At 60.4% G+C, this 12,348-nt stretch carries 8 protein-coding genes; 4 read left to right on the forward strand and 4 right to left on the reverse strand.

Translation table 11 applies throughout. The annotated features are described in order from the left end of the window. Positions 1 to 10 precede the first annotated feature (10 nt). The 3 genes from glgB to OK411_RS15495 all read right to left on the reverse strand — a co-directional run bounded on the left by glgB (position 11) and on the right by OK411_RS15495 (position 7,730). Entirely contained in the window at positions 11 to 2,242 is a 2,232-nt protein-coding gene (gene glgB, locus OK411_RS15485) for a 1,4-alpha-glucan branching protein GlgB (protein WP_016774635.1), read from the reverse strand. 2 nt (positions 2,243 to 2,244) lie between these two features. After that, on the reverse strand, positions 2,245 to 5,586 hold the full coding sequence (treS, locus tag OK411_RS15490; RefSeq protein WP_264365300.1) for a maltose alpha-D-glucosyltransferase: 3,342 nt from the start codon (positions 5,584 to 5,586) through the stop codon (positions 2,245 to 2,247). A 146-nt stretch (positions 5,587 to 5,732) separates the two neighbouring features. After that, positions 5,733 to 7,730, reverse strand: a complete 1,998-nt coding sequence (locus OK411_RS15495; RefSeq protein WP_264365301.1) for an alpha-1,4-glucan--maltose-1-phosphate maltosyltransferase — start codon at positions 7,728 to 7,730, stop codon at positions 5,733 to 5,735. A 217-nt stretch (positions 7,731 to 7,947) separates the two neighbouring features. Here OK411_RS15495 and OK411_RS15500 point away from each other — a divergent pair, with 217 nt between their 5' ends. Beyond that, complete coding sequence (locus tag OK411_RS15500; RefSeq protein WP_264365302.1) at positions 7,948 to 8,148, forward strand: hypothetical protein; 201 nt, start codon at positions 7,948 to 7,950, stop codon at positions 8,146 to 8,148. 125 nt (positions 8,149 to 8,273) lie between these two features. On the opposite strand, the gene OK411_RS15505 is transcribed toward OK411_RS15500, so the two are convergent. Beyond that, entirely contained in the window at positions 8,274 to 8,786 is a 513-nt protein-coding gene (locus OK411_RS15505) for an MgtC/SapB family protein (protein WP_016774631.1), read from the reverse strand. A 123-nt stretch (positions 8,787 to 8,909) separates the two neighbouring features. On the opposite strand from OK411_RS15505, the gene OK411_RS15510 reads away from it, so the two are divergent. From OK411_RS15510 to mapR, 3 genes are all read left to right on the forward strand, one after another. Further along, on the forward strand, positions 8,910 to 9,158 hold the full coding sequence (locus tag OK411_RS15510; protein WP_016774630.1) for a DUF3203 family protein: 249 nt from the start codon (positions 8,910 to 8,912) through the stop codon (positions 9,156 to 9,158). 195 nt (positions 9,159 to 9,353) lie between these two features. Further along, positions 9,354 to 10,784, forward strand: coding sequence for a cytochrome c oxidase accessory protein CcoG (ccoG, locus tag OK411_RS15515; protein WP_264365303.1), 1,431 nt, complete (start codon positions 9,354 to 9,356; stop codon positions 10,782 to 10,784). 130 nt (positions 10,785 to 10,914) lie between these two features. Beyond that, entirely contained in the window at positions 10,915 to 12,324 is a 1,410-nt protein-coding gene (gene mapR / locus OK411_RS15520; RefSeq protein ID WP_264365304.1) for a GntR family transcriptional regulator MpaR, read from the forward strand. Positions 12,325 to 12,348: the final 24 nt, after the last annotated feature.

The raw sequence follows: 12,348 nt of genomic DNA on the forward strand, positions 1-12,348 counted from the left end.
CCCACAGGTGCTAGCCCTGCGGCTTGAGAATCAACACCGCCAAAGGCGGAAGATTCAGCTCCAGCGACAACGATTGACCATGACTCGGTACTTCATCGGTCAACGCTCCGCCGCCATTGCCATAGTTGGAGCCGGCATAAATGTCGGCGTCACTGTTGAACAGCTCGGTCCAGCGTCCCGCAAACGGCACGCCGACCCGATACGACTGGCGCGGTACCGGCGTGAAATTGGCGACGACCAAAACCGGCGAGCCGTCCTTGCTCCAGCGTAGCCATGCGTAAACGCTGTTGATCGCATCATCGCCAATCAACCACTGGAAGCCTTGCGGCGCGTCGTCCTGATCGTGCAGCGCCGGCTCTTCGCGATACAGCCGGTTGAGATCGCCCACCAGTTTCTGCACACCTTTGTGCTCGGAGTACTGCAGCAGGTACCAGTCCAGTTGCTGATCGTGGTTCCACTCGCGCCACTGGCCAAACTCGCAGCCCATGAACAACAGCTTCTTGCCCGGATGCGTCCACATGAAGCTCAGATAGGCGCGCAGGTTGGCGAACTTCTGCCAGCGGTCGCCGGGCATCTTGTCGATCAGCGAGTGCTTGCCGTGCACCACTTCGTCGTGGGAAATCGGCAGGATGAAGCGTTCCGACCAGGCATAGACCAGACCAAAGCTCAACTCGTTGTGGTGATGGGCGCGGTACACCGGGTCCTGCTGGATGTAGTGCAGCGAATCGTGCATCCAGCCCATGTTCCATTTGTAGGAAAAGCCCAGGCCGCCCTGCTGGGTGCTCTGGCTGACGCCCGGCCATGCGGTGGACTCTTCGGCAATCACCAGCGCACCCGGCGCTTCCAGTTCAACCACGTCGTTCAAATGACGCAGGAAGTCGATGGCCTCCAGGTTCTCGCGACCACCGTGACGATTCGGTACCCACTCGCCCGCTTTACGTGAATAGTCGCGATACAGCATCGAGGCCACCGCATCGACACGCAGGCCGTCGATGTGGAAGTGTTTCAGCCAGTGCAGCGCCGACGCCAGCATGTAACCGTGCACTTCCGTGCGACCGAGGTTGTAGATAAGGGTGTCCCAATCCTGATGGAAGCCTTCCAGCGGATTGCCGTATTCGTACAGCGCGGTGCCGTCGAACTGCGCCAGACCGTGGGTATCGGTGGGGAAATGCGCCGGCACCCAATCGAGAATCACACCGATGTCGGCCTGGTGACAGGCGTTGACGAACGCGGCGAACTGATCCGGTGTGCCGTAACGTGCGCTCGGCGCGAACTGCGAAAGCAACTGGTAACCCCAGGAACCACCGAACGGGTGCTCCATGATCGGCATCAATTCGATGTGGGTGAATCCCAGCTCTTTCACATAAGGAATCAGCCGCTCGGCCAGTTCCGGCCAGGTGTACTGGCGCGCGACTTCGCCGAGATCATCCAGCTCGCACTGCCAGGAGCCGGCGTGCAACTCGTAGATCGACAAAGGTTTGGAGCGCTGCTGGCGATCCTGACGGGAATTCATCCACTCGTGATCCTGCCAGTCGATTTGCAACGGCGAGGCGACTTTCGAGGCGGTATCCGGCGGCAGGCTGGTAGCCAGCGCCATCGGGTCGGCCTTGAGCGGCAGAATGCCGTGGGCGCCGAGGATTTCGTACTTGTACAACTCCCCCGCTTGCAGGCGAGGGATGAACAACTCCCACACGCCCGAAGGATGGCGCAGGCGCATCGGGTGACGACGACCGTCCCAGACGTTGAAATCGCCAACCACCGAGACACGGCGGGCATTCGGCGCCCACACGGCAAAGCGCACACCGTCAACGCCATCGACGGTTTTCAGCTGTGCACCGAGGCAAGCGCTGAGGTCACGGTGATTGCCTTCGGCAAACAGATACAAATCCATTTCGCCCAGCAGCTGGCCAAAGCTGTACGGATCTTCGGCGACCTGCTCGCCACCGGCCCAGCGCGTGCGCAACAGGTACGGTCGCGCCTGATCGAAATGGCCGACAAACAGCCCCGGCGTCTCGGTCATCTCCAGCGGGCCAAGCTCTTCGCCGCTGTCCTTGTCCAGCACCGCCACACTCAGCGCACCCGGCAGATAAGCGCGGATGAACTGCCCGCCAGCGCCATCGCCGTGCGGGCCGAGAATGGAAAACGGGTCCTGATGTTCGGCGCGTACTAAGGCATCAATGTCGCGTGCCGAGGGTAACAATGCTTCCTTTACCACACCCTGTTCCTTGTTCGAGAAACTCATGACTACTCTCCACCAAGATCGGAAAAGGGTTTAAGCCCTGTCAATAATCCATACAAGCCGTGCAATGGCACCGGCAGCCACGTTGGGCGGTTTTCCGCCTCATAGGCCACTTCATAAGCGGCTTTTTCCAGGCCGAACAATGCCAGCGCGGCGTCGGCACCCTGAGGATCCTGCCAGGCATGCTCAAGACTAGCTGCTGCCTCGCGGTATGCCTGGACAAATGCCTCGCGTGCTTCGCGCAGATAACGCTCGGCGACACGTTTACGCGCCGCTTCGGCTTCGACGCTGTTGTCGACGTTGTGCACATTGATGGTCATCGCCGCTGCGTAATCGAACGAACGCAGTACGCCGCTGACATCCTTGTACGGGCTGTGCTTGCCGCGACGCTCACTCAACGGCCGCGCCGGTTCGCCCTCGAAGTCAATCAAGTAGGCATCGCCCTTGATCACCAGCACCTGACCCAAATGCAAGTCGCCATGCACCCGGATGCGCAAGCCGCCAGTGGCTTTCTTCGCCAGATCCTGCACATGGGCAAGAATGGTTTTTTTCTCGTCGAGCAGACGCTTGACCAGTTTCTGGTCCGCCGCGTTCAACTCGCCTTGATGCTGCTTGAGCAGTTTCAAGGCATGTTCGACCTGGGCGGTGACATCCCTGGCCGTCGCGGCCATGTCCTTGCTCGACGACACTTGCGGCGCAAAGTCGGTGTTTTCGGTTGGCGCAGCGAGCACCTGATGCATCTCGCCCAGACGCTGACCGAGCATGCCGGCGAAGTCCTTCAGTTCGCCGAGCGCGTTGTAATGCTGCTCCTGCTCGGACATGGCGTCGGCCAGTTCATCGCGCAGCGCCCGTTCGAGGTTGTTCTGCGTCCATTCCCACGCATCGCCCTGATTGCTCAGATAGCCCTGGGCGATCATCAGCAAGTTGTCCTCACCCTGCGCGTCACGGCGAATCACCGAACCCAGCAGTGGCGAGATATTGGCAAACCCGGCCTCGGTAAGGTAAGCGCTCATCTCCAGTTCCGGGTGTACGCCAGAAGCCACTTTGCGTATCAGCTTAAGCACCAGGCTGTTGCCGACAACCACTGAGCTGTTCGATTGCTCGGCCGACAGGTAGCGCACATCCGACTCGGCGCCGAGGCCGAGTTTTTCCAGATGATCTGTCTGTTCGAAGCGGATTTCGCCTTCGATCGACTCCAGTACGGTGTTGTTCTGCATGCCTTGCAGAACGGCGCGGACGAAGGTTTCCAGACTGAACGCATCGGTAATCAGGCCGACCTGACGCACACGGCGTACACGCGATAGCGCCAATTGCTGCGGCAACGGCGGGCCGACATGGTCTTCGGCAATGAAGCCGAACGGCAGTTGATAACGGTTGGTCTGGCCACCGCTGGTGACTTCGATTTCGCTGAGCAGCACTGGATGCTGGGCATCACCGAAACGCACGCCATAAGCCAGATTGACCTTCTCGATCGCCGCGTCCTTGCCGGCGAACCAGCGACGGTTCTGCAGCCAGCTCGGCAGAATGCTTTGCTCCAGCGTCGTACGCGACGGCGCTTCGAGCAGCTCTTCCATGCGTTTTTTCAGTACCAGCGTGGTGAAGTCCGGCAGGCTCTGCGCCGGTTCGACGTGCCAGCTCGGCATCTGGTTTTCCGCCGCGAGTGCGAACCAATAGAAGCCATAAGGCGCCAGGGTCAGAAGGAAATTCAACTGACCGATCGGCGGGAACGCGTTACCGCCGAGCATTTCCACCGGCACCATGCCGACGTACGCCGACAGATCCAGCTCCACTGCTTGCGCACTGCGCGAGACGTTGGCCACGCACAGAATGATTTCGTGCTTGCCGTCGGCATCGGTGTATTCGCGGGTATAAGCCAGCACGCGTCGGTTGGCCGGCGAGAGCATTTTCAACGTGCCACGGCCGAACGCTTTCGATTGCTTGCGCACGGCCAGCAGGCGCCGCGTCCAGTTCAACAGCGAATGCGGATCGCCGGACTGGGTTTCGACGTTGACCGACTGATAGCCATACTGCGGATCCATGATCGGCGGCAGTACCAGACTGGCCGGATCGGCGCGGGAGAAACCGCCGTTGCGGTCGATCGACCACTGCATCGGCGTACGCACGCCGTCGCGGTCGCCGAGGTAGATGTTGTCGCCCATACCGATTTCGTCGCCGTAATACAGAGTCGGCGTGCCGGGCATCGACAGCAGCAGGCTGTTGAGCAGTTCGATGCGGCGACGGTCGCGTTCCATCAACGGTGCGAGACGACGGCGAATACCGAGGTTGATCCGCGCGCGACGGTCAGCCGCGTAATAATTCCACAGGTAATCGCGCTCACGGTCGGTGACCATTTCCAGGGTCAGCTCATCGTGGTTGCGCAGGAAAATCGCCCACTGGCAATTCGCCGGAATTTCCGGGGTCTGCCGGAGAATGTCGGTAATCGGGAAGCGATCTTCCTGCGCCAGCGCCATGTACATGCGCGGCATCAGCGGGAAGTGGAAGGCCATGTGGCATTCGTCGCCATTGACCCCAGCGGCATCGGTGTCACCGAAATACAGCTGAGTGTCTTCCGGCCACTGATTGGCCTCGGCCAGCAGCATCCGGTCGGGGTAGTTGGCGTCGATCTCGGCACGGATCTGCTTGAGGACGTCGTGGGTCTCGGGCAGGTTTTCGTTGTTGGTGCCGTCGCGCTCGATCAGGTACGGAATCGCGTCAAGGCGCAGGCCGTCGATGCCCATGTCCAGCCAGTAGCGCATCACCGACAACACGGCTTTCATCACTTGCGGGTTATCGAAGTTCAGATCCGGCTGGTGCGAGTAGAAGCGGTGCCAGAAGTACTGACCGGCGACCGGGTCCCAGGTCCAGTTGGACTTCTCGGTGTCGAGGAAGATGATCCGCGTGCCGTCGTATTTCTGGTCGTCATCGGACCAGACGTAGAAATCCCGCGCCGCCGAACCCGGCTTGGCTTTACGCGCACGCTGAAACCACGGGTGCTGGTCGGAGGTGTGGTTGATGACCAGTTCGGTAATCACCCGCAGACCGCGCTTGTGCGCTTCGGCAATGAAGCGCTTGGCGTCGGCCATGGTCCCGTAGTCGCTGTGCACGCCACGGTATTCGGCGATGTCGTAGCCGTCGTCGCGACGTGGCGAGGGGTAGAACGGCAGCAGCCAGATGGTGTTGACGCCGAGGTCGGCAATGTAATCGAGTTTGGCGATAAGCCCGGGAAAGTCGCCGATCCCGTCATTGTTGGAGTCGAAAAACGATTTGACGTGAACCTGATAGATCACCGCGTCCTTGTACCAGAGCGGGTCTTTGATGAAGGCGGCTGCCTTGGGTTTCTTCGCCATGTGGAACTCCTGTTGAATACTTTATGGGCGTCCCACGACGATCGTTCCCACGCTCTGCGTGGGAATGCCGCCATGGACGCTCTGCGTCCGCTTTGGGACGCGGAGCGTCCCGGGATGCATTCCCACGCAGAGCGTGGGAACGATCATTACGTGGCGCTGATCCGCCAAATCCCGAACGGCTGATACGCCGGGTCAATGCGCATGAACTGATATTTGCCGTGCCAGTCCCAGCGATGGCCGTTCATCAAATCTTCGCCATGGGTGGTGGCATCGTCCGGCAGGCCCATTTCCCACAGCGGCAGTTCGAAATTCGCTTCCTGCACGTTATGCGGATCGAGACTGACTGCGACCAGAATGAAATTGCTGCCATCGGCGCTGCGCTTGCCGAAGTACAGAATGTTGTCGTTCCAGGCGTTGTAGATTTTCAGACCCAGATGCGTGTGCAGCGCCGGGTTCTGCCGGCGGATGCGGTTGAGCTGAGCGATCTCGGCAATGATGTTGCCCGGCGCGGTGAAGTCGCGGACACGGATCTCGTATTTCTCCGAATCCAGGTATTCCTCTTTGCCTGGCACCGGCGCCGATTCGCATAACTCGAAGCCTGAATACATACCCCACAGGCCCGAGCCCATCGTTGCCAAGGCAGCGCGGATGAGGAAACCGGGACGCCCCGACTCATGCAAAAACGCCGGGTTGATGTCCGGGGTGTTGACGAAGAAATTCGGCCGGTAGCATTCGCGCCACGGCGACTGATTCAGTTCGGTGAAGTATTCCGCCAGCTCAGCCTTGGTATTGCGCCAGGTGAAATAGGTGTAGCTCTGCGAGTAACCGACCTTGCCCAGACGCGCCATCATCGCCGGCGTGGTGAAAGCCTCGGCGAGGAAGATCACTTCCGGATACAGGGTGCGCACATCGGCGATCAGCCATTGCCAGAACGGCAGCGGTTTGGTGTGCGGGTTGTCAACGCGGAAGATTTTCACGCCTTCCTTGACCCAGCCGACGACGATGTCGCGCAACTCGACCCACAGGCTCGGAATCGCGTCCGGCGCATAGAAGTCGACGTTGACGATGTCCTGGTATTTCTTCGGCGGGTTTTCGGCGTATTTGATCGTGCCGTCCGGGCGCCAGTTGAACCAGCCCGGATGCTCTTTGAGCCACGGATGATCCTGGGAACACTGGATGGCGAAGTCGAGAGCGATTTCCAGGCCATGGTCGGCGGCGGCGGCCACCAAACGGCGGAAATCTTCACGGGTGCCGAGTTGCGAATGTATCGCCTCGTGACCGCCCTCCTCGCTGCCGATCGCGTACGGGCTGCCGGGATCATCCGGGCCGGCAGTCAGGGAATTGTTGCGGCCCTTGCGGTGGGCGCGGCCGATCGGGTGAATCGGCGTGAAATACAGCACGTCGAAGCCCATGTCCTGAATCATCGGCAGACGCGAGTGCACGTCGTTGAAAGTGCCGTGACGCTGGCTATCGTCGGTGATCGAGCGCGGAAACAGCTCGTACCAACTGGCGAACTCGGCGAGTTCGCGCTCGACGTCCATGGGGAATTCGGCGCTGACGCTGAGGTAGGCGCGGTGATCGGCCTGAGCCATCAGCTCTGCACTGCGCGAGTGCAGAAACAGCGCAACCTGCTCGGTTTCGAGCAGGCCCGACAATTCATGGTGCAGCGCCGCGAGCTGCTCGCTGAGCTGACCTTCGCTGCGTTCGGCGGCCTGTTGCACCATCGTGCGGCCTTCCTGCAGCTCCAGAGAAACCGGCACCGCCGCGCTGTGCTTCTTTTCCAGTTCGTACTGGAAGCTGGCGAAATGGTCGATCCACGCTTCGATGCAATACAGGTAGCGGCCCTGCTCTTCGGGGCGGAACTGGCCTTGCCAGGTGTTGTTGCCCTGATCGGACATGACCTCGGTCTGCCAGGTTTCCTGGCCTTCCTCGCGCCAGCGGATGCGCACGGCGAGCTTGTCATGGCCGTCGGCAAACACTTTGCTGGTCACCACCACTTCGCGCCCGGCAATCGATTTGGCGGCGAACTGGCCGCCGTCGAGAGTCGGCATGGTGTTTTCGATGACGATACGTGGCAGCAGCAACGCCTGCGACAGCGGCATGTGCGGGTTGTAACTCAGCTCTGAAGGTCTTTCAGCAGTCATTGAGCATCTCTCCTTAACGCCCCAAGGACGCTCTTGTGCCGGAACAGTATTCGCGACAAAGCGCCGGCCCTGTCATGAACTCACTTAGGTTCCGAGCAACCGGCGCGGGGAAAAGTTCAGATGAAATTAACAAGACAAACCTGCGGATCGAATTTGTCGTGGCCGGGTCAACTCACTTAAGCACGTCCCACGCCATGTGCCATACGGAGGTCACCTGATGAGCATCCCGATCCCGGCGGAAACGCCCGATCCGAACATCGACAAACCCACCCTGCCGGAGACCGAACCGCCACCGGTGCCCGAGCAAGAGCCGCCAGGCACCACGCCACCACCGAAAGAAGAGCCACCGAGCACGATGCCGCCGGTGATCGTCTGCCCCCTGCCCCCTGATCGTTCCCACGCTCCGCGTCTGATCTGATCGTTCCCACGCGCAGCAAAGGAATGCAGCCCGGGACGCTCTGCGTCCCATCCAGAGCCGAACGCGGAGCGTCCGTTGAAGCAATCCCACGCGGAGCGTGGGAACGATCATCAGCCGGCGGGGAGTCAGAGGTGGTCGTTCTTGTCGACATCCTTTTCGAACACCCTCACCACGTACGGCATCACGCTGAAGATCGCCAGCGCCAGAATGGTACTGAGCAATGCCGTCGCTTCCTTGCCCAGCCCCGCCGCCACGCCGATCGCTGCCGTCATCCATAAACCCGCCGCCGTGGTCAGGCCTTTGACATGGGCCTCGTCGCCCTGCTGATTTTTCAGAATGGTGCCGGCGCCGAGAAAGCCGATCCCGGCAATCACGCCCTGCAAGACCCGACTCATGGCATCGGATTCTGCGCCCGAGGTCTGTGGCACCAATACGAATAGCGCAGCACCCAATGCCACCAGCATGTGCGTGCGCACGCCCGCTGCCTTGCCTTTATGCTCGCGCTCGAAACCGAGTATCCCGCCGAGAATCGCCGCCATCACCAGGCGTACGGTGATCCGGGTCATTTGCGAGGCATCACCGATATCGGCGAACTCGGCTTGCATCGTAGCCCACACTTCATCCCACCAGTCTTCCATCGTGCCTCCCTTGTTATTGGCTTGATAAGCGATGGACAACAGCGACCATTAATCGGTTGCGCAGAACGATCGGCGCGCTGCGCTTCCTAATATGCAGACCTCCCTGGAACAAGGACTGCCGCCATGCCCGTTCGAATCGATGAATCCAACCCCGAGCAGAAAGTGTGTTTTTTTACCGTCGAGCATGGTGAGGAAATTCGCATCTGCGACACCCTGGAAGTCCTGACCGATAGCGACAAAGCCATGTCGTTCGTGGAAATCGAAGGCAAACGCACCTACATCACCGAAGCAGAAGCCGATGCCTTGACCGTCGCCGGGGCCAAGGACGGGCGCAAACATCTGAAGGCCGATGACAGTGATTCGGTGGTTTGATTGATCTCGATCAACACCCGACGCAGACGCCTGCAATAGGCGTTTGCGCCGCGCCTGGCAGGTTGCTTCAAGTTGTCGCAGGCACTGCGCCAAACCTCATCTGATCCGCTTTTTATTGCCAAACCTGAGTCTGTTCTGCAAACAGATCGGCGCTCATAGTGCATCGGCCTGATGGAGGCTGATGAGCGAACGAACATGAGCGAGCAAATCCCCGTCCGAACCGTAGAAGAATCGCCGACGATAAAAAGCGTACCCGCGCGCCCACTGAAGGCGACTGGCGGATCAACTGATAAGCAGATCCATACCCGCAGTTTCACCGGCCTGTTCCGCAACCTGCGTATGAGCGGTGCCGGACTTCTGTTTGTGCTGTTCTTCGGCACCGTGTGGCTGAACTGGGGCGGTCGGCAAGCGGTGCTGTGGGATCTGGCGGAAAGCAAATTCCACATCTTTGGCGCGACCTTCTGGCCGCAAGATTTCATTCTGCTTTCGGCGCTATTGATCATTGCTGCGTTCGGACTCTTCGCCATCACCGTGTTTGCCGGTCGCGTCTGGTGCGGTTACACCTGCCCGCAGAGTTCGTGGACGTGGATCTTCATGTGGTGCGAGAAGATCACCGAAGGCGAGCGCAACCAGCGCATCAAACTGCAAGCGGCGCCGTGGAGCCTGAACAAACTGGCGCGGCGTGCCGCCAAGCACACGCTGTGGCTGGCAATCAGCGTGATCACCGGCCTGACCTTCGTCGGCTATTTCACCCCGATCCGGCCGCTGGCCGAAGAACTGCTGACCCTGCAGATCGGTGGCGTCAGCCTGTTCTGGGTGCTGTTTTTCGCCGCCGCCACCTACATCAACGCCGGTTGGTTGCGTGAGGCGGTGTGCATGCACATGTGCCCGTATGCGCGGTTCCAGAGTGTGATGTTCGACAAGGACACGCTGACCATTGCCTACGACGCCGCCCGCGGCGAAAACCGCGGCCCGCGCAAGCGTGACGTGCGCCCGGTCGAAGCCGGCCTGGGTGATTGCATCGACTGCCAGTTGTGCGTGCAGGTCTGCCCGACCGGCATCGACATCCGCGATGGCTTGCAAATGGAATGCATCGGCTGCGCAGCATGCATCGACGCCTGCGATTCGATCATGGACAAAATGCATTACCCGCGCGGCCTGATCCGCTACAGTTCCGAGCGCGAATTGCAGGGCGGCAAGACCAACCTGCTGCGTCCGCGTTTGATTGGCTACACGGCGGTGTTGTTGTTGATGATCGGCGCGTTGGCGCTGGCATTGATCGAGCGACCGATGGTGTCGCTGGACGTGACCAAGGATCGCGGGTTGTTCCGCGAGAACGCTCAAGGGCAGATCGAGAATATTTATTCGCTGAAAGTGATCAACAAGACTCAGCAACGGCAGGATTACCGGTTGAGTCTGGTTGATGGCGACGGGTTTGAGTTGCAGGGCAAAACAGCATTGAGCCTGGCGCCCGGGGAGATTGTCGATGTACCGGTGTCGGTGGCAATGACCACCGAGCGCCCGGCGAGCAGTTCGCAGACATTGAGTTTCAGGATTGAAGACAGTGACGAGCCGCAGGTATACAGCGTGGCGAAGAGCCGGTTTGTGGCGCCGATGAATCGTTGATTGCCCTTAGACTGCGGTGCTTTCATTCGCGAGCAGGCTCGCTCCCACAGGAAATCGCGGTCGTTGTGGGAGCGAGCCTGCTCGCGAATGGAGGCGACGCGATTCCTTATAGACCCCATTCGGATCCACCATGAAACGCTACGAAAAATTCGCCGACGACATCGCTGAACTGATCCGCTCCGGCGTCCTCGGCCCTGGCCAGCGAGTACCGTCGGTGCGCTATGCCAGCCAGGCTTACGGGGTCAGCCCGTCGACAGTATTCCAGGCCTATTACCTGCTCGAACGCCGCGGCCTGATCCGCGCCCGGCCGCGCTCCGGTTACTTCGTCAACGCCCATACACCGAGCACATTTTCCGAGCCGGTGATCAGCAGCCAGGTCAACGAATCCACCGAGGTTGACGTCAGCGAACTGGTGTTCTCGGTACTCGATTCGATCAAAGACCCCAACACCGTGCCCTTCGGCTCGGCCTTCCCCAGCCCGACGCTGTTCCCGCTGCAACGCCTGTCGCGCTCCCTGGCCAGCGCCGCGCGGGAGATGGATCCGCGCATGGTCGTCACCGATATGTCGCCGGGCAACCCGCAACTGCGCCGGCAGATTGCTCTGCGCTACATGGTCGGCGGGCTGATGCTGCCGATGGAAGAGCTACTGATCACCAACGGCGCTCTTGAAGCGCTGAACCTGTGCCTGCAAGCAGTGACCGAGCCCGGCGATCTGGTGGCCATCGAGGCCCCGGCGTTTTATGCCTGCCTGCAAGTGCTGGAGCGCCTGAAGCTCAAAGCCGTGGAAATCCCCGTGCACCCGCGTGACGGCATCGACCTGAGCGTGCTCGCGCAAACTCTGGAACGCCATCCGATCAAGGCCTGCTGGTGCATGACCAGTTTCCAGAACCCGATGGGCGCGACCGTGCCCGAGGCGAAGAAACAGGAGCTGGTCGAACTGCTGCGTCAGCATCAGGTGCCGTTGATCGAGGACGACGTCTACGCCGAGCTTTATTACGGGCAACAGGCGCCAAAACCGGCCAAGGCTTTTGATACCGAAGGATTGGTCATGCATTGCGGCTCGTTCGCCAAAAGTCTCGCCCCCGGCTACCGCATCGGCTGGGTGGCGGCCGGGCGTTTCGCGCAGAAGATCGAGCGACTGAAGCTGATGACCTCGCTGTGCGCTTCGATGCCGGCGCAAGCGGCGATTGCCGATTATCTGCAACACGGCGGCTACGATCGGCATCTGCGCAAACTGCGTTATGCCCTGGAGGAACAGCAGAGCGCGATGCTCGCGGCGATTGCCCGCTACTTTCCGGCGCAGACCCGCGTCAGCCAGCCGGCGGGCGGCTACTTTCTGTGGCTGGAATTGCCAGAGCAGATGGATTCGCTGAAGCTGTTTCAAATGGCATTGGCGCAAGGCATCAGTATCGCGCCGGGGCCGATTTTCTCACCGACCCAGCGTTTCAGAAATTGCATTCGCTTGAATTACGGCAGCCCGTGGGCCGAGGAATCGGAAAAGGCCATGGAGACGTTGGGGCGGATTGTGCGGTCGTTCTGAGGGATAGATGTTGTCGGGACTCGC

Origin of the sequence: Pseudomonas sp. RG1 (assembly GCF_025910115.1) — a bacterium.
GTDB lineage: Bacteria > Pseudomonadota > Gammaproteobacteria > Pseudomonadales > Pseudomonadaceae > Aquipseudomonas > Aquipseudomonas atacamensis.

Excerpts from the sequence above, each read along its gene's own strand:
- glgB (WP_016774635.1), bottom strand. The coding sequence starts at position 2,242 with ATGAGTTTCTCGAACAAGGAACAGGGTGTGGTAAAGGAAGCATTGTTA.
- treS (WP_264365300.1), bottom strand. The coding sequence starts at position 5,586 with ATGGCGAAGAAACCCAAGGCAGCCGCCTTCATCAAAGACCCGCTCTGG.
- OK411_RS15495 (WP_264365301.1), bottom strand. The coding sequence starts at position 7,730 with ATGACTGCTGAAAGACCTTCAGAGCTGAGTTACAACCCGCACATGCCG.
- OK411_RS15500 (WP_264365302.1), top strand. The coding sequence starts at position 7,948 with ATGAGCATCCCGATCCCGGCGGAAACGCCCGATCCGAACATCGACAAA.
- OK411_RS15505 (WP_016774631.1), bottom strand. The coding sequence starts at position 8,786 with ATGGAAGACTGGTGGGATGAAGTGTGGGCTACGATGCAAGCCGAGTTC.
- OK411_RS15510 (WP_016774630.1), top strand. The coding sequence starts at position 8,910 with ATGCCCGTTCGAATCGATGAATCCAACCCCGAGCAGAAAGTGTGTTTT.
- ccoG (WP_264365303.1), top strand. The coding sequence starts at position 9,354 with ATGAGCGAGCAAATCCCCGTCCGAACCGTAGAAGAATCGCCGACGATA.
- mapR (WP_264365304.1), top strand. The coding sequence starts at position 10,915 with ATGAAACGCTACGAAAAATTCGCCGACGACATCGCTGAACTGATCCGC.